Origin of the sequence: Azospirillum oryzae (assembly GCF_900177515.1) — a bacterium.
Lineage (GTDB): Bacteria > Pseudomonadota > Alphaproteobacteria > Azospirillales > Azospirillaceae > Azospirillum > Azospirillum oryzae_A.
The window spans coordinates 399,627-417,402 of the sequence record NZ_FXAK01000010.1 but is presented as its reverse complement, the minus strand read 5'-3'; the positions used below and the strand labels follow the sequence as shown (position 1 = coordinate 417,402).

The following is a 17,776-nucleotide window of genomic DNA, read 5'->3' as shown; positions in this document are numbered from 1 at the left end:
TTTACTCCGCAGCCTGCTTCGGAGCCTGCTGGCGTTCCGGAGCGGCGTTCTCCAGGAACCAGGCGTAGGTGCGGCGCAGCCCCTCCTCCAGCGACACCTTGGGGCGCCAGCCTGTGGCGAACAGGCGCGACACGTCCATCAGCTTGCGCGGATGGCCGTCGGGCTTGCTCAGATCGTGGGTCAGCGTGCCGGTGTAGCCGACGGTGTCGCGGATCGATGCTGCGAGGTCGGCAATGGCGATGTCGTCGCCGGGACCGACATTGATGATCTCCCCGCTGTCGTAATGATCCATCAGATGCAGGCAGGCGTCCGCCATGTCGTCGACATAGAGGAACTCGCGCCGCGGCTTGCCGGTGCCCCACAGGGTGACCGTCGGATCGCCCGCCAGCTTGGCGTCGTGGAAGCGGCGGATCATCCCCGGCAGCGCGTGCGAGGTCTCCGGATCGAAATGGTCGCCGGGGCCGTACAGGTTGGAGGGCATGGCGCAGATGGCGTTGAAGCCGTACTGGCGCCGGTAGGCCTGGCACATGGTGATGCCGGCGATCTTGGCGACGGCGTAGGGCTTGTTGCTCGGCTCCATCGGGCCGGACAGCAGCGCCTCCTCCTTGATCGGCTGTTCCGCATGCTTCGGGTAGAGGCAGGAGGAGCCCAGGAACAGCAGCTTTTTCACGCCGGCGCGCCAGGCGGCGTCGATGACGTTGTTCTGGATCAGCAGGTTGTCGCGGATGAAGTCGCCGCCGAAACGGTCGTTGGCGAGAATGCCGCCCACCTTCGCCGCGGCCAGGATCACATGCTCGATCCCCTCGCGGTCGAAGAAGGCGCGCACCGCCGCCTGATCGGTCAGGTCGAGCTGCGACCGGTCACGGATCACGAGGTCGGTGTGCCCGGCCTCAGTCAGCTGCCGCAGAATGGCGGATCCGACGAGTCCCCGGTGGCCGGCGACGAAGATACGGCTGTTGCGGTCCATGCGGGCCGTCTCCTGATGAAGAGGTGTCTTGGGGGTGGAGGCCTGTTTGCCTCCTCCCCATCCCTCCCCCGCCCTCGGCCGGCCAAAGGCCGGTCCGATCGCGGGAGAGGGGGTAGAACGCTTGCTGCAGTCCTTTCAAAGGACAGCGGCAGTTCCCTCTCCCTCGACAAAGAGGGGGAGGGGGAGGGTTAGGGAGGGGGCAGAGAACGCCTCCTACTCCGCCGCCTGCCCCATGCGCCCCAGGTCCGCCCGCGCACGCTCCGCGTACCACTCCACCACGCCGGGCAGGCCGGCGGAGAGCGGGATGCGCGGGGTGAAGCCCAGGGCCGTCAGCTTGGCGATGTCGGGGCTGCGGCGGTCGGTGCCGCCGGGGGCGGCGGGACCCGGCATCACCTGGGCCTCGCGGCCGAGGCAGGCCACCGTCTGGCGGGCGAGGTCGGCGATGGTGACCTCCTCCGGGTTGCCGACATGGTAGATGCCGAGATGCTCGCCCTTGTCGATCACCGTCACGATGCCGTCGATGGCGTCGTCGATGTGGACGAAGGCGCGGGTCTGGCGGCCGTCGCCCTGGATCTTGAAGGGCACCGCCCCGCTCGGATGGCCGGCGATCGCCTCCACCGCGCGGCGGGAGAATTCCGGCACCACATGCTCCCAGCCCATGTCGGGGCCGTAGACATTGTGCGGGCGGAAGATCGCCACGCGGTCGAAGCCGCTGCGGCCCCAGTTGATCGCCAGCAGCTCCGAGATCAGCTTGGAGCCGCCGTAGCTGTAGCGGGCGTTCAGCACGTCCGGCACCACCAGCGGCACCTCCTCCGGCGTCGGCACCATCGGCGGGGTCTGGTAGGCCTCCGAGGAGGAGGCGACGACGAGGTCGCCCACGCCGTCGGCGCGGCAGGCATCCAGCACGTTCAGCATCCCGCGCACGCCGACGTCCAGCACCACCTCCGGCTTTTCGTAGAAATGCTTGGTGCCGTTGACGGCGGCCAGATGCAGCACGCCGTCGACGCCGCGCACCGCCTTGCGCACGGCGGCCGGGTCGCGGATGTCGCCCTGGACGAATTCGACGTCGTCCAGCACGCCGGCCAGCCGCCCGGTGTGCCCGCGCGAGTTGTCGTCCAGAACGCGGACGCGGTGGCCGTCACGGACCAGCCGGTGGACCAGGGCGGCGCCGATGAAGCCGCTGCCGCCGGTGACGAGATAGTGTTTCATGTCGGTCAAATTCCTCTTCTGGCCCGGATAACGTCAGGCCACATGCGCGTAGCGGGCGGCGCCATGGCTGCCGAGAGCCACGTAGGCGGTGCCTTCCGGCAGGTCGACATCGCGGCTGTTGAAGTTGTTCCAGAAGTCGTAGATCACGCCCGGACGGTCCATCCGCTGGGCCAGATCCGGCAGCGGCATGGAGGTGAAGACCGGGTGGTTGTTCAGGATCACCGCCAGATTGGCGCCGGACACCGCCTCGGCCATGTTGGCCGCCGGCTCCAGCCCGAAGGAGCGGATGTCGTCCGGCCGCACCACCGCGTCGAAGCCGCGCAGGCGGGCGGTGGGGAAGCGCTGGCGCAGTTCCTCCAGCACCGGCTTGGCCATGGTGCCGCGCAGGTCGTCGGTCGCCGGCCGGCCCTTGAAGGCGAGACCCATCAGGCTGATGGTCGGCGCCTGCGGGAAGCCCTGCATCGAATGGGCGAGCTTGCCGAGGAAGTCGGCGACCTCGATCGGCTGGCTTTCGTTGACCAGACGGCCGGCGGCGGTGATCGCCATGTCGACGCCGACCTCGCGCGCCGCCTCGATCAGGATGTGGGGGTCCTTCTCCAGGCAGGGACCGCCGACCGGGCCGGGCAGCGGCAGGTTGGTGCGCGGGTAGCCCAGCTTGCCGGCGCGCGCCACCTCGACCGCCGAGATCTCCATGGCGTTGCACAGCTTGGCGATCTCGTTGGAGAAGGCGAAGGTGACGTCGCGGTAGGTGTTGTCGACCAGCTTGATCAGCTCCGCCGTCTCCAGAGTGGAGACCTTGACGGTGGTCGGGGTCAGGAAGCCGAAGATCTGCGCCGCGCGGGTGGCGACGTCCATGCTCTCCGCCCCGACGATCTGCGGCAGCTGGTTCAGCTCCAGCAGCGCCTGCCCTTCCAGCGTGCGTTCCGGGCAGAAGGCGATGTCGAACTGCTTGCCGGTGGCGCGCAGGATCGGCGCCACGATGTTGCGGGTGGTGCCCAGCTTCACGGTGGAGCGCAGGATGACCAGATCGCCGTCATGCAGGCAGCTGGCGACCTGACGGGTCGCCGCCTCGATCATGTCGGTGCGGACCCGGCCGTCCTTGCTCAGCGGCGTGCCGACCGTGATGATGAAGACGCTGGCGTTGCTGCAATCGTCCTGATTGCGGCTGAAGGTGAAGCGGCCGCGTGCGATGACGTGGCGCAGCTTCTCCGTCAGGCCCGGTTCGTGGAAGTGCGGGTTGCCCTGGCCGAGCTTGTCGAGCACGTCCTGCCGCACCTCGACCCCATGCACCTGGAAGCCGGCGTCCGCCATCGCCACCGCCAGCGTCAGGCCGACATAGCCGAGCCCGAGGACGCAGACGTTACGATCGGAAAAAGTCTTGGGAAGCATCGTCGCTCCTGCCGTTTGCTGAGGCCCCGCCACCGGCGGCGGGTTGCCGAGAGTTTGGAGACGCCCCGACTGCCCTGCCCTGTTGCCAAGGGTGCAGACGAAGAAACCTCGAAATTCGAAATTGTTTTCTTGTTGTGACTTCGCCGTGACGATGAAGTACCTCGTTACCGGCGTTGTGCAGCGCGAAGTGTTTCAGAAATCACCGTCGGATGAAAAGACTATGATTGCTGCTCACCGACGTATTAAGAGTATTAACCCCCGCCGACGTCGAATGAATGCTTGGAGGGACCAACAGAGACGTTCGAAAGTGGTGCAAGAGGCGCAAGTCGTTTCAGCTACCGGCACGGATCCACCCGGCATTGCGGAATTGAGGGTTGCATCCGACCTCCCTGCCACGACCCGCCCCCTCAGGCCGTGGCACTGGTCAGTCGGCGCAACCGTTTCAGCTGCACCAGTCCCGTCAGCACCGCCATGGCCGCATAGACCGCGACCATCGCCACGCTGCCGATGACGAAATGCACCAGCGCCGGCGTCCGGTCGAACAGCGGGGCGGCGACCTGGTCGAGTGCCAGTGCCGCGGCCACGGAGGCTCCGGCGCACAGCAGCGCCTTCGCGGCGATCCCGCCATACAGCTCGCCGACCGCCTGCCGATGGATCCAGGCGATGGCGACCGTGGCGGCCAGTTCGGCGGTGAAGGTCGCCATCGCGGCCCCTTCGATGCCATAGCGCGGGATCCACCAGATGTTCAGCACGGCATTCAGCGCGCCGCCCGACAGCATGGCGATCATGTAGCCGGTCTGCCGGTGCCAGACGAGCAGCGGGTTGCCCAGGATCATGTTCGCGTAGACCACCGCCGAGGCCAGCATCAGCAGCCGCAAGGCCAGCGTCGCCGGAGCGTAGGCGTCGCCGAACAGCGTGCCCAGGATCGACGGCGCCAGGGCGAGGCCGCCGGCGATGACCAGCCCGCCGACCGCCAGCATGACCGAGGCATAGGCCCGCATGCGGTCGCGCATCGGCCCCAACTCGCCATAGGCCGCCGCCAACTGCGGCAGGAAGGCGTTCATCACGATGTTGCCGACCAGATTCGCCAGGGTCTGGATCTTCACCGCCGCGCTGTACCAGCCGACTTCGGTGTGCGGGGCCAGGAAGCCCAGCATCACCACGTCCAGATGGGTGAAGATCGCCCAGGCGAAGACGCCGACCGCCATCGGCGTCGCCGCCGTCAGGATCTGGCGCCACACCTTCAGGTCGACCCTGGGGCGCAGCGTGCCGAAGTCGCGGCGGAACCGGCCGATCATCACCAGCGCGTTTACGGTGATCGATCCGCCGGTTATGGCGGCTGCGGTGATGGCGTCCTCAGGCCCACGCACCAGCAGGAAGACAAGAAGCATGGAGCCGATGGAGGTGCCGATCTCGCGCGTGGCGATCACCCCCATCTTCTCGGTCGCCTGGTAAACAAAGTCGAGCACCAGGGCGTTCCCGAGCAGCTGCACCGCCTGCACCAGAAGAACCGCCTTCACCTCCATCGGTTTGTCCAGCGACAGGACGAAGGCGGCATAGAGGGCGCCCACCACCAGGGCAAGGACGGTGCGCAGGGTCAGCACATGCTCCGACAGCTCGGCCGCCTGCTCGCGGTGACCATTCTGTTCGCGATTGCGGGCGATCTCGCGGATGGCGTAGGTGGACAGGCCCATGTTCACGAACAGCGCCGCATAGGCCATCAGCGAGGTGCCGAAGCCCAGCACGCCGAAACTGTCGGGCCCCAGCACCCGCGCGGTCCAGGCCGCGGTGACCAGCCCGCTCGCCATCGTCGCCGTCTTGGCGGCGGCAAGGGCGCGGATGTTCCGGAAGATGCGGTGTCCAGCCGACATTCATGGGCTCTTCAGTGGTTCAAAACGTCACGTTGCACGGTGCAAAAACTCTTCTCCCGCCTTTTCGGGGCGGGAGAAGGAGACCTCAGTTCGCGTAGTAGCGGCGGTAGCCGTGGTAGCGGCCGCTGTCCGGGAACTCGTACTGGGCATGACGGCGGGTATCGACCTGACTGAACAGGACGCCCACCACCTCGCCGCCGGCTTCGATCACCTCCTTCAGGCCGGCCATCGCGGTTCCCCGCTTGGTCATGCCCCAGCGGACGATGAAGACGGTCTGGTCGGCGAGTGCGGCCAGCAGCTTGCCTTCCGACACCGCCAGCACCGGCGGCGAATCCAGCACGATGCGGTCGTAGTTGACCGACAGGCGCGACAGCAGCTGGTGCATGGCCGACGACCCCAGGGCATCCTGCGGCAGCGACGAGCCATGGCCGGCGACGATGACGTGCAGACCGGTGCGCGGATCGACCTGGATCACGTCCTCCAGCGCCACGGTGCCGGCCAGCACCTCCGACAGGCCGCGGTTGTTGGACAGGCCCAGCATCTCGTGCAGGCTCTTCCGCCGCAGGTCGCAGTCGACCAGGATCGTCCGCTGGCCGGCATTGGCGCAGGTGCGGGCGAAGGCCGCGGCGACGGAGCTTTTGCCCTCGCCCGGAACCGAGGAGCTGAACAGGATCACCCGGTGCCGCCCGTCGGGATTGGCAAGCAGAAGCGAGGTGCGCAGGTTCTGCATCGATTCCGCAAAGGCGGAGATCGGCTTGTCGACCACATAGGCGGCCGGCGAGCCGCCGAAGCGCGGGATGCGCGGCACGATGCCCAGGCTGCGCACGCCGGTCGCCAGCTCGAACTGGTGCGGGCTGCGGAAACCGCCGTCGGCCCGTTCGCGCAGCATGGCCAGCAGCACGCCCAGCGTGCCCGACGCCACCAGCGCCAGCAGCAGGATCAGCTTACGGTTGGGCTGCGACGGGTCGAGCGGGATCGCCGCCTCCGACACCACGCGGGCGTCGGGCTGGCGCATGTCGGTCTGCGCCGCGATCTGCTGCGAGCGGGTCAGCAGGGATTCGTACATCGCCTGTGCGGTGCTGGCGTCGCGTTCCAGCGTGCGCAGGCCGACGGTCGCCTGCTGCTGCTGGTTCTGCTTGACCTCGGCCTGATCCAGGCTGGCCTTCAGCGCCTGCTCGCGGCCCTTCGCCAGTTCGACCTCGTTGCTGAGGTTGGAGACGATCTTGCCGACGTCGGCCTTGATCTGGCCTTGCAGGTCGCGCAGCTGGCTCTGCAGGGCCTGCAGCATCGGGTGCTTGGTGCCGTAGCGGTTGGTGGCGTCGGCGATCTGGCGCTGCAGATCGACCTCGCGCTCACGCAGGGCCTGGATCAGTGGGGAGCCCAGCACATCGCCGACCGCCGAGGCGCCGCGCGGCGAATTCGCCATCGCGGTGACGTCGCGCAGCTTGGTTTCCGCCTCCTGCCGCTTGGTGCGGGCCAGGATATAGTCGGTGTTGAGCTGGCTCAGCTGCTGGCCGACAACCGTGCTCTCGTTGTTGGACGAGGTGGTCAGGCCATGCTCGGTGCGGTACTTCTCCACCGCGTCACCGGTCGTCTGCGCCTCCTTGCGCAGGTCGGCCAGCCGTTCCTCCAGCCACTGCGTGGCGCGCTTGGAGGCCTTGAACTTCTCATCCAGCTGGTCGACCAGATAAAGGTCGGCCATGGTGTTGGTGATCAGCGATGCCTTGCGCGGGTCCTCGCTGTCGAAGCTGACGGCGATGACGTAGGAGCGTCCCTGCGGCCGGACCGAGGTGTTGTCGAGCACCGCATTGACCACCGAGGTCATCTGGTTGCGCTCGACCTCCTCCGGCGACAGCGGCACGGTGCCGCCGCTCTTCCAGCTGTCGGGGATCCAGTTGCGCGGATTCAGCGCGGCCAGCCATCCCGGCGGCGGCGGACGCAGCGCCGAATTGAATTCCGGATCGTTCATCAGCTTCAGCTTCGCCACCACCTTTTCGGCGAAGGCGGGCGATTTCAGGATCGCGACCTCGCTCTGCAGCGCGCTGATGTCGGGGGTCATGTCGGACACCACGCCCTCGAAATTCAGGACGGTGTTCTTGCGGTGCTCGACCATGATCAGGGTTTCGGCGGTATAGAGCGGCGTCATCCGGAAGGCGATCAGGGCCGCCAGCCCGGTGCCGAGCACGATCACCGTGCCGATCAGCAGCTTGTGCCGGCGCAGCAGGCCGGTTGTCCGGCGCACGGCGCTGGCGGCGCTGGCCGACAGATCATAGGAAATGCCGGGGGAGGCGGAACCGGAGCCCCGCCGAGACTCAGGGGTATTGCGTCGGGGTTGTTCCTGAAGTTCCTGGGTGGCCAAGGGGTCCTCCTCGCGTAACGACCAAAAGCGCGGCCATAGGACCGTCCGTTAGCCCGATCCTCCATTCCGGGCAGCGGATGCTGTCCGGCGGGCAGGCTCGGCGGTTCGTCCGATTGGCTGAAACGCAGTGTTAGTCCAGCCGTTGCATCGGCCATCCAGTGCATGAGGCGAGCAATGGGCGCGCAGTGGGTAGCCTTCCTGACCCTGTTGCAGTGCAGTATGGACCGTCGAAGCAGGACCGGCGATAATGGGGGTTACTCGGAAGGACAGGTTCCATGACGTTCGATCGCACCGGCTGGGCCGCGGAAATCCCGGCGCTTTTCCCGACGCTGGCGAAGCTGGACCCGGATCAGGCCGCCCATCTCGCCAACGCCGGCAGGCGGGTGAACGTTCCGCGCGGAACCGTCCTGTTCCGCGCCGGCGACCGTTGTCACACCTTCCTGATGGTGCTGGACGGCGCGGTGCGGGTGCAGATGGCGTCGGAAAACGGGCGCGAGATCGTGCTGTACCGCGTCGGCCGCGGCGAGACCTGCATCGTGACGACCGCCTGCCTGCTGACCGACAAGCCCTACAGCGCCGAGGCGGTGGCGGAGACCGACATCGACGCGGTGGCGCTGGCGGCCGGCCCCTTCCACGATCTGGTGGCGCGCTCCGCCGCCTTCCGCGACTTCGTCTTCGCGTCCTTCGGCAACCGGCTGACCGGCATGATGATGCTGATCGAAGAGGTCGCCTTCGGCCGCGTCGACCTGCGCCTCGCCCGCTTCCTGGCCGACCGCCGCGACGGCACGGGCGGGCTCGACACCACCCATCAGGCGCTGGCGGTGGAACTGGGCACCGCGCGCGAGGTGGTGAGCCGGCAGTTGAAGGAGTTCGAACGCCGCGGCTTCGTGGCGCTGTCGCGCGGCCGCATCCAGGTGCTCGACCCGGCGGCGCTGCAGGATCTGGAGAAAGGTGCGCCATGACTCCGGTCGTGCGACGAATTGTTCCGTACACGTATTTTTATGCTATGATGGATAGCCTTAAAGGTATATGGTGTGTATGTCTTTTGGACGGAGAATTGCGATATGCCGCACCGTCAGGAATCCGCCACCGTCTGCGCGATCAGACAGATCCGCGACCACAGCCGTGAATGCCACAACCTGCCTGCCCGTGAGGTGCTGTTGCGGATCGAGCGGCGGATGATCGAACTCCTTGAGGATGGGCCGGTTCTGCCGACGCAGGGCTTATGGTCGAACTAGCACAACACTTCGCAGCGTGACTCAATCACAGACGGCATCACAGCACGGGTGTAGAGCGGACAACACCGTTCATACACGATAGGTGCCGCCATGAATTGCCGCAACATGGGCCCGGTGGATCGCGCGCTGCGCGCCATCGTCGGGCTGATCCTGATTTCGCTGACCGTCGTCGGGCCGCAGACCCTGTGGGGACTGGTCGGGCTGGTGCCGCTGCTGACGGCCGTCGTCGGCTTCTGCCCGGCCTATACGCTGCTGGGCATCAAGACCTGCCGGACGGAAGACCGCACCGCCTGACCGGCGTTTCGGCCCGATATGCGAACGGCCCGCTCCCTTCCGGGGCGGGCCGTTCGCGTTTCTCGCCGAAGCCGCGGCTTTTCAGGCGCGCGGGGCGTGCTTGTTCAGGATGCGCTGCAGGGTGCGGCGGTGCATCTTCAGGCGGCGCGCGGTCTCGGACACATTGCGGTCGCACTGTTCGAAGACGCGCTGGATGTGTTCCCAACGGACGCGATCGGCCGACATCGGGTTTTCCGGCGGCTGCGGCAGCGGCCGGCCGTCGGCCAGCAGCGCCGATTCCACCGCGTCGGCATCGGCCGGCTTCGGCAGGTAATCGACGGCGCCGGCCTTCACCGCGGCGACGGCGGTGGCGATGTTGCCGTAGCCGGTCAGCATGACGACGCGGGCGTCGGGGCGGGCGTCGCGCAGGGCCGCCACCACGTCCAGCCCGTTGCCGTCGCCCAGCCGCAGGTCGACCACCGCGAAGGCGGGGGCGGATTCCTGCGCCACCTCGATGCCGAGTTGGACACAGTCGACCGCGACGACGTTGAAGCCGCGCTTCTCCATGGCGCGGGCCAGCCGCGTGCGGAAGGGGGCGTCGTCGTCGACGATCAGGAGGCTGCGGGTGACGTCGCCAGTGAATGTCAGTTTGACGGCATCGCCCGACAGCAGGTCATCGGTTGTTTTGAGGGTGTCCACCGTGAAACCTCATTTCTTGGCGTTGATGGTCTTCCAGCGCACGGAAATCCGTGCACCCGTTCCGCCCTGGTTGGCATGCCCGCCGGCGGTCTGGTCGGCGGGCGGAGTGCCGGCAGACTGTGGAATGACTGGCGGATTGTTGCTGTAGCGCACGGTCGCGCCGGTCTTTTCCAGCAGCGTCTGCGCGATGAAGATGCCCAGCCCCATATGGCCGCCGCCCGTCTGCCCCTTCGGGCCGGAGCGTTCGCCGCGCACCGACAGATACGGCTCGCCGATGCGGCCCAGCAGATGGGGCGGGAAGCCCGGACCGTCGTCCATCACCGTGATGGTGACGCCGCGTCCGTCCCAGGCGGCGGCGACCGTCACCTTGTGGCGGGCGAACTGGTGGGCGTTCTGGATGAAGTTGCCGATGCCGTGGATGATCTCCGGGCTGCGGCGCAGGAAGGGCTCCTCCGCCTCGCCGACCGGATGGGGTTCCACGACGAAGTCGATGTGACCGAGACGGTGCGGGGCGGCGGCGGCCTCGATCAGCGTGGTCAGCGGCAGCCGTTCGAACGGGTCGCCGCCGTCGGCCTCCGGCTTGCGCGCCAGATCGGCCAGGATCTCGCGGCAGCGCATCACCTGGCTCTGCAGAAGCTCGACATCCTCGCCATAGGGGCTGTCCGGCGGCAGGTCGCGCGCCAGCTCCTTCGCCACCACGGCGATGGTGCCGAGCGGCGAGCCCAGCTCATGCGCGGCGGCGGCGGCGAGCGCGCCCAGCGCGCCGAGGCGCTGTTCGCGGGCGAGCGCCACCTGCGAGGCGGCGAGCGCGTCGGCGAAGCGCCGCGCCTCGGCGGCGACGCGGAAGACATAGCCGGCGATGAAGACCGACGACACCGACAGCGACAGCCAGACGCCGAAGGCGTAGAGCGGCGCCATCGAGCGCACCGGCTCCTCCCACGGCAGCGGGAAGTGCCAGAGGGCGAGCGCGGTCAGGCAGATCAGGTTCAACCCGGTCAGCAGCACCGTGCTGTAGCGCGACAGGATGGCCGCACCGACGGTCATCGGCGCCAGCAGCAGGATGGCGAAGGGGTTGCTCAACCCGCCGGTCAGATAGAGCAGCAGCGTCAGCTGCAGCATGTCGTAGCTGAGATACAGCGCGGCGTCGCGGTCGGCCAGCCGCAGCCGGCCGCCGCGCTGGGCCATCGCCACCACGTTCAGCAGGGCCGACGCGCTGATGGCGGCCAGCACCGGCCCCAGCGGCAGCGGGAAGCCCAGGCCGAGACTGACGAAGGCGACCGCGGCCAGCTGACCCAGCACCGCGACCCAGCGGATCAGGATCAGCGTGCGCAGCGTGATGCGGCCGTCGGGCTGCGCCCATTGCGGCGGCGGCGGAGCGACCGGGAACGGCGCGGTCAGCGCGCTGGCCAGCGTCACCATGATCCTTGTCCCCGGCCTGCATGCATCTGGATCGTATGCCCCTGGCGGTTGCGGCGGACGCCGCCATATTCTGTGCCCATGACCGAGCCAACCATGACGTCCCGCCCCTCGACGGCCTTATCGCCCGCCTTATCGCCCGCCATCCGGGCGGACGGGCTGACCAAGCGCTTCCCGACTCCGGACGGGCGGGAGGTGACGGCGGTCGACGCCATCGCCTTCACCGTACCGCGCGGCAGCGTCACCGGCCTTCTCGGCGGCAACGGGGCGGGCAAGACGACGACCATCTCGATGCTGCTGGGGCTTTTGCTGCCGACGGCCGGGACGGTGGAGATCCTGGGCGTCGACATGGCGCGCCACCGGCATGCCGTGCTTCCGCGCATGAACTTCTCCTCCCCCTACGTCGAGCTGCCCCATCGGCTGACGGTGCGGGAGAACCTTACCGTCTATGCCCACCTCTACGGTTTGACATGCGTCAAAAAGCGCGTCCAAGAGTTGGCCGAGCATCTTGACCTGTCGCGTTTTCTCGATCGCCCGTCCGGCGGGCTGTCGGCGGGGCAGAAAACCCGCGTAGCGCTTGCGAAAGCCTTGCTGAACGATCCGGAAGTCTTGCTGCTGGACGAGCCCACCGCCTCGCTCGACCCCGACACCGCCGACTGGATCCGGACATATCTTGAGCGGTACCGCCTGCGCACCGGCGCCACCATCCTGCTGGCATCCCACAACATGCTGGAGGTGGAGCGGCTGTGCGACGGCGTGCTGATGATGCGGCAGGGCCGGATCGTCGACCGCGGCGCCCCGTCCGCCCTGGTCGCCCGCTATGGCCGCCAGACGCTGGAGGAGGTGTTCCTCGACATTGCCCGCGCGTCCGGCAGCGTTGAATCCGATGGCCGCATCCTCACCGGGGAGACCGCCGATGCAGCCGAATGAAGCCCAGATCCCCGGGGCGATCCCGCGCGCCGACTTCTCGCTGCGCCGGGTCGGCGCCATGGTGCTGCGCTACTGGTATCTGCTGCGCGGGTCCTGGCCGCGCATCCTGGAGCTGGCCTATTGGCCGACCATGCAGATGATCCTGTGGGGCTACATCAACCAGTTCATGGCCTCGACCAACGGCGGCGGCAGCGGCTGGGTGGCGCAGGGCGCCGGTGTGCTGGTCAGCGCGGTTCTGCTGTGGGACGTGCTGTTCCGCGGCCAGCTCGGCGTCTCCATCTCCTTTCTGGAAGAAATGTGGTCGCGCAATCTCGGCCATCTGTTCGTCAGCCCCTTGCGCCCGGGCGAATGGGTGACGGCGCTGATGACCATGAGCCTGCTGCGCACCCTGATCGGCGTGCTGCCGGCAACGGCGCTGGCGATTCCCTTCTTCGGCTATTCGGTTTACGCGCTGGGCCTGCCGCTGGCCGCCTTCTTCGCCAACCTGATCGTGCTGGGCTGGTCACTTGGGCTGCTGATCGTGGCGCTGATCCTGCGCTACGGCATGGGGGCGGAGGGGCTGGCCTGGATCGTCGTCTTCATGCTGGCCCCGGTCAGCGCCGTCTATTACCCGGTCTCGGTGCTGCCGGCCTGGCTGCAGCCGGTGTCGTTGGCCCTGCCCTCGGCCCATGTGTTCGAGGGCATGCGGGCGCTGGTGTTCGAGGGCGTCCTGCGCTGGGATCATCTGGCCTGGGCGGTCGGGCTGAACGTGCTCTACATGGCGGGCGGCATCGCCGTGTTCCTCTACGCCTTCCATCAGGCGCGCGTACGCGGAGCCTTGCTGCAAACCGGCGAATAGCGGGTAAAGTGTCTGCCCTCTTCCGTCAGCCGCATCGGAGACCGCAGCCATGACCGCCGCCACCGTCACCTCCCTTGGCCCCGACTTGTTCGACCGGCTCGTCGCCGAGGCGCGGCCGGACTGGTCGGCCTATGTCGACCACGCCTTCGTGCGCGGGATGGGCGACGGGACGCTGCCGCAGGCGTGCTTCCGGCATTATCTGGTGCAGGATTACCTGTTCCTGATCCATTTCGCCCGCGCCTATGCGCTCGCCATCTATAAGGGCCGCGACCTGCGCGAGATGCGGGCGTCGCTTGCCGGGCTGAAGGCGATCCTCGACGTGGAGATGGACCTGCATGTCGGTCTGTGCGCCGGCTGGGGCCTGCCGGCCACCGAGCTGGAACAGGCGGCGGAGGCCAAGGCGACGATGGCCTACACCCGCTATGTGCTGGAAACCGGCCTGCGCGGCGACCTGCTGGACCTGCATGTGGCGCTCAGCCCCTGCGTCATCGGCTATGCCGAGATCGGCCGCCGGCTGGCCGCGCTGCCCGGCGCGCTGGACGACTCCAACCCCTACCGCGTCTGGATCGCGGAGTATGCGGGGGAGGCCTATCAGGAGGTGGCGCAGGCGGCGCGGGAGAATCTCGACCGGCTGGCGGCGGACGGGATGACGGAGGCGCGCTTCCCCCGTCTGCTGACCGTCTTCCGGCAGGCCTGCCGGCTGGAGGCCGATTTCTGGGAAATGGGCATGACGCTGGCAGGGTGAGGACTCATACCGGCAAGTCATTGACTTGACTTGCCGTATTGCGTTCAAACGCCACGCAGGCTTTTCCGCGCCCATGTGGGCGCGCCGCCGCAGTCGCGGCGGCCGACGAACGATCAAAGGGTCAGTTTGATCGTTCGCCGGTCTCACCCCTGCTTGCCGGCCGCCGCCTTCTCCCGGTCCACCGCCTCCAGAATCCGCTGCAACGCCTCGGTGGTCAGCGGCGAATCCATGGTCAGGCCGTCGCCGAACTTGCGGAGGGCGCCGATGGCGCGGCGGCGGGCGATGAACTCGTCGTCGCCGGCCTCGAACGGCTCGACCACCGGACCCTTGTAATAGCTGCCGCGGAACCCCCACTGGCGCCGCCCGTCGGCGCGCCATTCGCTGCCGTCGGACAGGATCATGCAGCGCCCGCCCTCTTTGTAGCGTTCCACCGTCGCGATGGATTGCGGAATGGACTGGCCGCTGCGGATCGTCACGCGGTCGCCGACGCGGAAGCTGGCGGCAGTGAACATGCTGTCTCCCTGAATGGCGCACACCCCCGAGGGGGCCGGAGCGCCGCAAAAATCGCGAAGGCGCTGTTTTCCACCAGATGCCCCGGCAAATCCAGCACCAAGTCCGGCCCTTCCCGACTCAGCCGGCCTTCTCCGCGGCCGGAGCCGGGCCTGCCGGAGCGAACGCCTTCTTCGTCAGTTGGGCGATGTAGATCCGGGCCAGCGACTTGAGGATCGGCGGCATCGCCGTCACCGCATCCTCGAAGCTGCGCTTGTCGATGACCTCGCAGATGCCGCCGGCGACCGCCACGGCGGTGACGTCGGGCTGGCGGCCGGTCAGCAGATATATCTCGCCGAACAAGCGGCCGGGCCCGAGCGTCGCGATGTCGTCGCCCAGCGTGCCGCGGCCGGGCCGCAGTGCGACGCGGCCGGACTGGATCAGGTAGGCGGCGTTCACCGGCTCGTTGGGGCCGAAGAAGACATGCCCCTCGCGGATCATCCGGCGGTCGACCACCTTCTGGAAGGAGTTGGTGGAGCGGAAATCCACCGCATTGCCGTAGCGCTCGACCGCCGGCAGGCCATAGTCGCGGCGGATGGCGGCGATCAGGCTCTGCAGCAGGAACGACGCCAGCGGCGGACTGCGCTTCAGCAAACCCTGGAAGGCCTCCCGCGTCACCTCGACGCAGGACACCTCGGTCAGCGAGCGCACGGTGGCGCTGCGCTCGCCATCGTCGATCAGCGCCATCTCGCCGACCACCGCCCCCTTGCCGACGACGCTCAGCCGCCGGGTGCCGCCGTCTGGCAGGGTCAGCAGCACCTCCAGCTCGCCGGATTCGATCAGCCACGCCCGGTCGGCGCGCTCTCCCTGCCGCATCATCACGATGCCGGGGCCGATGGTGTAGCGCTTGGGGCCGGGAGAGGCGGATTGCGTCATGGAAGGGCTCGGGACAGGCGGATAAGCGAAGCGTCAGAGTACCCCATCACCGGAAAACCGTCAGCCGCCCGTCTTCATCACCCCGCCGCGTCCGCGTGCCGGCCCGCCGCCATGGCCGAGAAATTGGCGCAGGAAGGCGACGACCTCCGGCGAATCCCACTCCACCGCCCCTTCGACACGGCCAAGCTCGCGCCCCTCCGGATCGACCAGGATCGTGGTGGGCAGGCCGCGCAGGGACAGCGCCTTCATCGATTCCGATCCGGGATCGAGGAACACCGTCAGATGCTCCACCCCCGTCTTCTTATAGAATGGCTCCACCGCCGTCCGCCCGCCGCGGTCCAGCGACAGGGCCACCACCTGGAAGGCGTCGCCGCCCAACTGGCCCTGCAGGCGGTCGAGCGACGGCATCTCCTTCACGCAGGGCCCGCACCAGGTCGCCCACAGGTTCAGCAGGATCACCCGGTCCTTGAAATCGGCCAGATCGACCCGCCGGCCCTCGGCATCGACGAAGGACAGCGGCGGCATCGGCTTGGGCTCCGCCCCCTTGAACTTCTCCAGCTTGTCGGCACCGGTGGAGGCGACCGGCGTAGCGGCATCCGCCGCGCCCAGCCGCACCACCTCCGGTGCAGCGGGCGCCGCGCCGGCGCTCCACCACAGGCCGGCCCCGGCCATGCACACACAAACCGTTGCGACGGCCGCCAAAGTCCGCATACTCACGCTTCCTCGCTCCCCTTCACCCGAATGCCCCGGTATACGTCCCCATGAGCGCCGATCAGACCCCGCCGAATTCCGCCGCCGCACCCGCCGCCAGCCAGATGTGGGGCGGGCGATTCGCGCGCGGTCCCGCCGCCATCATGGAGAAGATCAACGCCTCCATCGGCTTCGACAAGCGGCTCGCCGACCAGGACATCGCCGGGTCGAAGGCACATGCCGCGATGCTGGCCAAGCAGGGCATCATAACCCAGGCCGACGCCGACGCCATCATCGACGGCCTCGACCGCGTAAAGGCAGAGATTGACGCCGGCGACTTCACCTTCAAGGTGGAGCTGGAGGACATCCACATGAATGTGGAGGCCAGGCTGGCCGAACTGATCGGCGAACCGGCCAAGCGCCTGCACACCGGCCGCTCGCGCAACGATCAGGTGGCGACCGACTTCAAGCTGTGGGTGCGCGACGCCATCGACCGGACCATCGCCGGCCTGACCGCCCTGCAGACCGCGCTGATCGATCTGGCGGAGCAGCACACCGAAACGGTGATGCCGGGCTTCACCCACCTGCAGGCGGCGCAGCCGATCAGCTTCGCCCATCACCTGCTGGCCTATGTCGAGATGTTCGGGCGCGACCGCAGCCGCTTCCGCGACGCCCGCTGCCGGCTGAACGAATGCCCGCTCGGGTCCGCCGCGCTGGCCGGCACCCCCTACCCCATCGACCGCTTCATGACGGCGGAGGCGCTGGGCTTCAACCGGCCGACCGCCAATTCGCTGGACGCGGTGTCCGACCGTGACTTCGCGCTGGAATACCTGTCGGCGGCGTCGATCTGCGCCATGCACCTGTCGCGCTTCGCCGAAGAGATCGTGATCTGGTGCTCGGCCCAGTTCCGCTTCATCAAGCTGACGGACGCCTTCACCACCGGCTCCTCCATCATGCCGCAGAAGAAGAACCCCGACGCGGCGGAGCTGGTGCGTGCCAAGGCCGGCCGGGTGATCGGCAGCCTGAACAGCCTGCTGATCGCCATGAAGGGCCTGCCGCTGGCCTATTCCAAGGACATGCAGGAAGACAAGGAGCCGGTGTTCGAGGCCGACGACACGCTGGCTCTCTGCATCGCCGCCATGGAAGGCATGGTGCGCGACATGCAGCCGAACATCCCGGCGATGCGCGAGGCGGCCGACCGCGGCTTCCTGAACGCCACCGACCTCGCCGACTGGCTGGTGCGGGAGCTGGACATGCCCTTCCGCGAGGCGCACCACGTCACCGGCCGCGCCGTCAAGGCGGCGGAGGATCGCCGCGTCGGCCTGACCGACCTGACGCTGGAAGAGTTGCAGGCCATCGAGCCGCGCATCACCGAAGCCGTCTATCCGGCGCTGAGCATCGAGGCGTCGCTGAACAGCCGCACCAGCTTTGGCGGCCCGGCCCCCGTCCGCGTGCAGGAGGCGGTGAAGGCCGCCCGGGAGCGTTTCCTGTGAACCGCCATCTTCCCCGGCCCGTCACCCTGACCGTCCTCGCCCTGGCCGGCGTGCTGGCGCTCGCCGGCTGCGGCAAGAAGCCCAGCGTCGTCGACAGCCCGCGTCCGGAAGGTCAAGTCGATCCCTTCCCGCGCACCTATCCCAACCCCTCGCTGGACCCGAAGCCCGCTAAGCCGGCCGGTTCCGGAGTCCAGTTCCCATGACCGCCCGCACCGGTTCTCCGAATGGCTCGCC

At 68.1% G+C, this 17,776-nt stretch carries 18 protein-coding genes; 8 read left to right on the top strand and 10 right to left on the bottom strand.

The genetic code is table 11. The features are described from left to right. Window position 1: 1 nt before the first annotated feature. The 5 genes from B9N97_RS33635 to B9N97_RS33615 all read right to left on the bottom strand — a co-directional run bounded on the left by B9N97_RS33635 (window position 2) and on the right by B9N97_RS33615 (window position 7,795). On the bottom strand, window positions 2-967 hold the full coding sequence (locus tag B9N97_RS33635) for a GDP-L-fucose synthase family protein (RefSeq protein ID WP_085092159.1): 966 nt from the start codon (window positions 965-967) through the stop codon (window positions 2-4). 213 nt (window positions 968-1,180) lie between these two features. After that, a complete protein-coding gene (locus tag B9N97_RS33630) occupies window positions 1,181-2,176 on the bottom strand; it encodes an NAD-dependent epimerase/dehydratase family protein (RefSeq protein ID WP_085092158.1) in 996 nt (331 codons plus the stop codon). 33 nt (window positions 2,177-2,209) lie between these two features. Then, window positions 2,210-3,565 carry a nucleotide sugar dehydrogenase gene (locus B9N97_RS33625; protein ID WP_085092157.1) on the bottom strand — a complete coding sequence of 452 codons (1,356 nt, stop codon included), beginning with the start codon at window positions 3,563-3,565 and terminating at the stop codon, window positions 2,210-2,212. Window positions 3,566-3,972: 407 nt separating this feature from the next. Continuing rightward, complete coding sequence (locus B9N97_RS33620) at window positions 3,973-5,436, bottom strand: flippase (RefSeq protein ID WP_085092156.1); 1,464 nt, start codon at window positions 5,434-5,436, stop codon at window positions 3,973-3,975. An 85-nt stretch (window positions 5,437-5,521) separates the two neighbouring features. Further along, a complete protein-coding gene (locus B9N97_RS33615; RefSeq protein ID WP_085092155.1) occupies window positions 5,522-7,795 on the bottom strand; it encodes a GumC family protein in 2,274 nt (757 codons plus the stop codon). Between the two features lie 275 nt (window positions 7,796-8,070). Between B9N97_RS33615 and B9N97_RS33610 the strand changes: the two genes are divergently transcribed. The 3 genes from B9N97_RS33610 to B9N97_RS33605 all read left to right on the top strand — a co-directional run bounded on the left by B9N97_RS33610 (window position 8,071) and on the right by B9N97_RS33605 (window position 9,327). Beyond that, window positions 8,071-8,757, top strand: coding sequence for a Crp/Fnr family transcriptional regulator (locus B9N97_RS33610; RefSeq protein ID WP_085092154.1), 687 nt, complete (start codon window positions 8,071-8,073; stop codon window positions 8,755-8,757). 102 nt (window positions 8,758-8,859) lie between these two features. Further along, the gene (locus B9N97_RS35840; RefSeq protein ID WP_167393472.1) at window positions 8,860-9,033 is read left to right on the top strand and encodes a hypothetical protein; all 174 of its coding nucleotides are present in this window, start codon (window positions 8,860-8,862) and stop codon (window positions 9,031-9,033) included. A 90-nt stretch (window positions 9,034-9,123) separates the two neighbouring features. Next, the gene (locus B9N97_RS33605; protein WP_085092153.1) at window positions 9,124-9,327 is read left to right on the top strand and encodes a YgaP family membrane protein; all 204 of its coding nucleotides are present in this window, start codon (window positions 9,124-9,126) and stop codon (window positions 9,325-9,327) included. An 81-nt stretch (window positions 9,328-9,408) separates the two neighbouring features. Here the strand turns inward: B9N97_RS33605 and B9N97_RS33600 are convergent, their stop codons facing one another. Beyond that, window positions 9,409-10,005 carry an ActR/PrrA/RegA family redox response regulator transcription factor gene (locus tag B9N97_RS33600; protein WP_432264223.1) on the bottom strand — a complete coding sequence of 199 codons (597 nt, stop codon included), beginning with the start codon at window positions 10,003-10,005 and terminating at the stop codon, window positions 9,409-9,411. A 9-nt stretch (window positions 10,006-10,014) separates the two neighbouring features. Further along, window positions 10,015-11,424: an ActS/PrrB/RegB family redox-sensitive histidine kinase gene (locus B9N97_RS33595; RefSeq protein WP_085092152.1), complete on the bottom strand. Its 1,410-nt coding sequence runs from the start codon at window positions 11,422-11,424 to the stop codon at window positions 10,015-10,017. Between the two features lie 93 nt (window positions 11,425-11,517). Between B9N97_RS33595 and B9N97_RS33590 the strand changes: the two genes are divergently transcribed. From B9N97_RS33590 to tenA, 3 genes are read left to right on the top strand one after another with little or no spacing between them, the layout of a single operon-like run. After that, entirely contained in the window at window positions 11,518-12,351 is an 834-nt protein-coding gene (locus B9N97_RS33590; protein WP_208621358.1) for an ABC transporter ATP-binding protein, read from the top strand. Next, window positions 12,338-13,189, top strand: coding sequence for an ABC transporter permease (locus B9N97_RS33585; RefSeq protein ID WP_143266979.1), 852 nt, complete (start codon window positions 12,338-12,340; stop codon window positions 13,187-13,189). Before B9N97_RS33590 ends, B9N97_RS33585 begins: the two co-directional genes overlap by 14 nt. Before the next feature lie 49 nt (window positions 13,190-13,238). Continuing rightward, window positions 13,239-13,934 carry a thiaminase II gene (gene tenA / locus B9N97_RS33580; protein ID WP_085092149.1) on the top strand — a complete coding sequence of 232 codons (696 nt, stop codon included), beginning with the start codon at window positions 13,239-13,241 and terminating at the stop codon, window positions 13,932-13,934. Between the two features lie 143 nt (window positions 13,935-14,077). On the opposite strand, the gene B9N97_RS33575 is transcribed toward tenA, so the two are convergent. The 3 genes from B9N97_RS33575 to B9N97_RS33565 all read right to left on the bottom strand — a co-directional run bounded on the left by B9N97_RS33575 (window position 14,078) and on the right by B9N97_RS33565 (window position 16,031). Continuing rightward, window positions 14,078-14,446 carry a hypothetical protein gene (locus B9N97_RS33575; RefSeq protein ID WP_085092148.1) on the bottom strand — a complete coding sequence of 123 codons (369 nt, stop codon included), beginning with the start codon at window positions 14,444-14,446 and terminating at the stop codon, window positions 14,078-14,080. Between the two features lie 118 nt (window positions 14,447-14,564). Further along, window positions 14,565-15,359 carry a cyclic nucleotide-binding domain-containing protein gene (locus B9N97_RS33570; RefSeq protein WP_085092147.1) on the bottom strand — a complete coding sequence of 265 codons (795 nt, stop codon included), beginning with the start codon at window positions 15,357-15,359 and terminating at the stop codon, window positions 14,565-14,567. A gap of 60 nt (window positions 15,360-15,419) precedes the next feature. Further along, on the bottom strand, window positions 15,420-16,031 hold the full coding sequence (locus B9N97_RS33565) for a TlpA family protein disulfide reductase (RefSeq protein ID WP_244561074.1): 612 nt from the start codon (window positions 16,029-16,031) through the stop codon (window positions 15,420-15,422). Window positions 16,032-16,120: 89 nt separating this feature from the next. Here B9N97_RS33565 and argH point away from each other — a divergent pair, with 89 nt between their 5' ends. Together argH and B9N97_RS33555 are read left to right on the top strand one after the other, a co-directional pair. Then, a complete protein-coding gene (gene argH / locus B9N97_RS33560) occupies window positions 16,121-17,542 on the top strand; it encodes an argininosuccinate lyase (RefSeq protein WP_085092145.1) in 1,422 nt (473 codons plus the stop codon). Then, window positions 17,539-17,745, top strand: a complete 207-nt coding sequence (locus tag B9N97_RS33555) for a hypothetical protein (protein ID WP_085092144.1) — start codon at window positions 17,539-17,541, stop codon at window positions 17,743-17,745. Before argH ends, B9N97_RS33555 begins: the two co-directional genes overlap by 4 nt. Window positions 17,746-17,776: the final 31 nt, after the last annotated feature.

Coding starts and splice junctions, on each gene's coding strand:
- B9N97_RS33635 (WP_085092159.1), bottom strand. CDS start 967: ATGGACCGCAACAGCCGTATCTTCGTCGCCGGCCACCGGGGACTCGTC.
- B9N97_RS33630 (WP_085092158.1), bottom strand. CDS start 2,176: ATGAAACACTATCTCGTCACCGGCGGCAGCGGCTTCATCGGCGCCGCC.
- B9N97_RS33625 (WP_085092157.1), bottom strand. CDS start 3,565: ATGCTTCCCAAGACTTTTTCCGATCGTAACGTCTGCGTCCTCGGGCTC.
- B9N97_RS33620 (WP_085092156.1), bottom strand. CDS start 5,436: ATGTCGGCTGGACACCGCATCTTCCGGAACATCCGCGCCCTTGCCGCC.
- B9N97_RS33610 (WP_085092154.1), top strand. CDS start 8,071: ATGACGTTCGATCGCACCGGCTGGGCCGCGGAAATCCCGGCGCTTTTC.
- B9N97_RS35840 (WP_167393472.1), top strand. CDS start 8,860: ATGCCGCACCGTCAGGAATCCGCCACCGTCTGCGCGATCAGACAGATC.
- B9N97_RS33605 (WP_085092153.1), top strand. CDS start 9,124: ATGAATTGCCGCAACATGGGCCCGGTGGATCGCGCGCTGCGCGCCATC.
- B9N97_RS33595 (WP_085092152.1), bottom strand. CDS start 11,424: ATGGTGACGCTGGCCAGCGCGCTGACCGCGCCGTTCCCGGTCGCTCCG.
- B9N97_RS33590 (WP_208621358.1), top strand. CDS start 11,518: ATGACGTCCCGCCCCTCGACGGCCTTATCGCCCGCCTTATCGCCCGCC.
- B9N97_RS33585 (WP_143266979.1), top strand. CDS start 12,338: ATGCAGCCGAATGAAGCCCAGATCCCCGGGGCGATCCCGCGCGCCGAC.
- tenA (WP_085092149.1), top strand. CDS start 13,239: ATGACCGCCGCCACCGTCACCTCCCTTGGCCCCGACTTGTTCGACCGG.
- B9N97_RS33575 (WP_085092148.1), bottom strand. CDS start 14,446: ATGTTCACTGCCGCCAGCTTCCGCGTCGGCGACCGCGTGACGATCCGC.
- B9N97_RS33570 (WP_085092147.1), bottom strand. CDS start 15,359: ATGACGCAATCCGCCTCTCCCGGCCCCAAGCGCTACACCATCGGCCCC.
- B9N97_RS33565 (WP_244561074.1), bottom strand. CDS start 16,031: ATGGCCGGGGCCGGCCTGTGGTGGAGCGCCGGCGCGGCGCCCGCTGCA.
- argH (WP_085092145.1), top strand. CDS start 16,121: ATGAGCGCCGATCAGACCCCGCCGAATTCCGCCGCCGCACCCGCCGCC.